This window comes from Streptomyces sp. NPDC058964 (assembly GCF_042741275.1).
GTDB lineage: Bacteria > Actinomycetota > Actinomycetes > Streptomycetales > Streptomycetaceae > Streptomyces.
The window spans coordinates 1-3142 of the sequence record NZ_JBHYKH010000754.1; the positions used below are offsets into that span (position 1 = coordinate 1).

Genomic DNA, 3142 nt, shown 5'->3' on the forward strand with positions numbered 1-3142 from the left:
TGGGCGGGGGGGGGTAAAATCCCCCGGTTGCGCCACCCCCCGCACTTTTCGCAGTCACGCCTCGACGACCTCCGTGTGGTGGTGCAAGAAGCACATCGACTCGGCCTCCCCGTAGCCGCCCACGCTCACGGCGTAACGGCCATCATGGACGCCGTGGAGGCCGGCGTCGACACGCTCGAGCATGTGAGCTTCCTGTCGGCCACCGGAGGCAGGCCCGAGCCGGAACTGCTCGCGAGCGTCGCCAACAGCCCGAGTTTCGTCAGCCTGACACTGGGACGCGACCCGCGCCATCCCTTCCCGGACCACCCGGCGATGACGTCACAGCTCGAGACGATCGTGAGCACCATCGGCGGCCTGTACAAGATGGGCGCCAAGGTGGTCCTCGGCTCGGATGCCGGCATCGGCCCGTTCAAACCGCACGATGTGCTTCCCTATGCCGTGTCGGACGCTGTTGATCTGGGCTTCTCCCCCCTCGACGCGCTTGCCTCCGCCACGAGCGTCGCGGCACGGGCCTGCGGGGTCGAGGACCGGAAGGGGCGGATCGCAGTCGGCGCCGATGCCGACTTGCTGGCTGTGCGCGGCAACCCTGCGACCGACCCCACTGTCCTGCGAAACGTCCAAGCGGTCTTCCGCGCCGGTATCCGGGTGCGTTGAACACCTCACGGGAAGCCGATGCATGCTGTCAAGGCGGACCATCGGTGTCAGACAGGGTTGTGCTGCTCCCCCTTGCCCCCACCGGGGCGGCGGAGATTCTCTCCCACGGCCGAGGCCGGCAGCCACCTGTCGATTCGACCCCCGAGTTGCCGTCTGGGCAGTAGGTGCCGGTCCGGCTCCTATCAAGTGCGATCGGCAATCCAAAACCACGCCTGCGTAGACGTGGCATTCGCTGCACGACCCCGGACGAAGGCGACCAGGCCCGCACCCACAAGAACCGTGGCTTCTTCGGGGGCCGTTGACAGGCACCGCGCCGTGCTACGCCATACCAAAGCTGGCTGGCGGTCCGCCTCGAAGCACCCACCCTGATTGCAGCCATCGACGGTCGGGTAGGACACGCTGCCCTTGTGCAGTCGATCGACGGTCCACACCTCGGGCCGATCGCGGCTGCGGAAGACGCCAACGGAGTCGTCTTCGCGCACGATATTGCGCTCATGGCAGTCAGGACGGCGCCGGTTGGTCTCGTGGGTGAAACCGGACGAACGCCTGAGCTCCACTCAGCAGGACGAGGTCGAGGACATCGCGCACGCCCTTGACCACCGCGGACCGCAAGCACCACTTCGGACCAGCCCTTGAGTTCGAGGTGGTGCTGCGGGGGGCCATTCCGACCGGACGTTCACGCTGCTGACGTGCGGGGCGCCTTCCCGTGTCTGGTCGGGCATACTACCTGCTGCCCGTAAGCCGGCCGCTGGTTTGCCGGGACCAAGAGTGGGGGGTGGCCCGAGGCCCGGCGAACCGGTAAGTGGTTCGCGGGCCGCTCGCTCGGGGAGCCGGCGAGTTGTCCGGGGGCCGGCCGAGTCACCTCAGAGGTGCGTCCTCCCACGTCCCACGGGACGGTACGACGTCCGGCTTTTCACCAAGGGCGGCTGGACCTTCCGGCCAGTCGCAGCGCGGGCCTGGTGGGCGAACTGCGCGAGGTGTCCTCCGTGGTGATCGTCCACCTGGACAGGCCCGCGGTCATCCCCGAGGTCACAGCGGCCGCGGCGGCGACCGTCGCTGAGTTCGGCATCACCGACGAGGCCCTCTTGGCGCTGCTGTTCGGCGATGCGTCGCCCGAGGGCCGCCTGCCGGTGGAGATGCCCTCCTCCATGCGCTCGGTGGAGGCATCCCGCGAGGACATCCCGAACGACACCGGTGACCCGCTCTTCCCGGCCGGCCACGGCTTGTCCTACGGCGTCCCCGAGGAGGAACCGCACCAGCTCGACTGACCGGGCAGTCGCGGCCGCCGAGCCGCCCGCGCGTCGTCCCCCTGACAGCGGCGCGCGGGCTCCGGCGTGGCTGGGCCGGTGCGCGGACCGCGGGGCCTTCCCCGTGATCGTGGACACCGGTTGTCATGCGGCGTAACCGGCCTGGTTGATCGCTGCCTTGACGACGTCGACGTGGAGGGTGACCCATGCAGGACACGGTGTCAGCCCTCGTGGAGGCAGCCGGCCCGTACGCTCTGGTCTGGGACGGCGGTGGGTTGCTGTGTCCGGCCGCGGGGTGCGACGGGTGATTCTCCGGTGCCGCAGGAGGGGGTTCACTATAGTGAGCCGCAAATCATTGCGACGGCTGCGACCCTTAGCGGGGGTGCACGGTGCTTCAAGTGGACTTCGGTGAGGGGGCATTGAGCCGGTTACGGGTCGCCCGCGAGCCCGACCCGCTGTGGGAGACGGTCCTCAGCCTCCACTTGCTGCAGAACCGGCAGGAGCCACTGGCGTACGACCCGTGGCGGCAGGAGGTCAAGGTTGCTCTGCTCCGTGCCGGACTCGCGTCGGACGTACGGGCGTTGATGGCATTGTGCCCGCCGGCGAAGTACTTCCCGGACTTCCTCACCCCCGGCAGCGGCGACACGGACCTGGAGGAGACTGTCGACCGGGTGCTCTCCACGCCCCGGGGCAGACTGGTCGCCGAGCTCACCCGGCTGTCCGCGGATCTGCGCGGTCCGGCGCCACGCAGTGTCTGCTGGGTGGCCACCGGCGACCCGGCGGCGCTGCGCTGGCTCGGCATCACCTTGCGACGCTACTACGCCGTTGCGGTGGAACCGTACGCGGCCGCGATCCGGGCGCGCATCGCCCAGGACCGTGCCCGGCGCGCCGAAGCGGCACTGGGCGGCGGCGCCGAGGGGCTTCTCGCCAGCTACGCCGAGCAGCCCGGCTGGCGGCACCAGGGCACGCGGCTCGCGGCCCCCTATCCGCAGCCCCGGTTACTGCGGCTGCGGGGACGCACGCTGACCGTGGTGCCGGGCTTCTTCTGCGTGCGCGCCCCGTTGACGCTGGCGGACGACGCGCTCCCGCCGGTCCTTGTGCACCCCCTCTCCCCCGAGCCCGGCTGGCTGCCGCGGCTGCGCTCCGGAGCGGCGGCGCCGTCCGTGTCCCAGCTGATCGGCGCCTCCCGTGCCCAGTTGCTGGAGATGCTGGGTACGCCGATGACGACGACGGCGCTCGCC

The 3142-nt window shown here is 70.2% G+C and carries 3 protein-coding genes; all 3 read left to right on the top strand.

The window, feature by feature from the left end:
* The first annotated feature begins 81 nt into the window (after positions 1 to 81).
* Entirely contained in the window at positions 82 to 654 is a 573-nt protein-coding gene (locus ACFW2E_RS44220; protein WP_384477057.1) for an amidohydrolase family protein, read from the top strand.
* Between the two features lie 959 nt (positions 655 to 1613).
* Positions 1614 to 1922 (top strand): glycoside hydrolase family 3 C-terminal domain-containing protein, encoded by a 309-nt coding sequence (locus tag ACFW2E_RS44225; RefSeq protein ID WP_384477051.1) that lies wholly within the window; start codon positions 1614 to 1616, stop codon positions 1920 to 1922.
* Between the two features lie 377 nt (positions 1923 to 2299).
* Positions 2300 to 3142 (top strand): transcriptional regulator (locus tag ACFW2E_RS44230; RefSeq protein WP_384477054.1); only part of this gene is annotated, 843 nt, incomplete at its 3' end.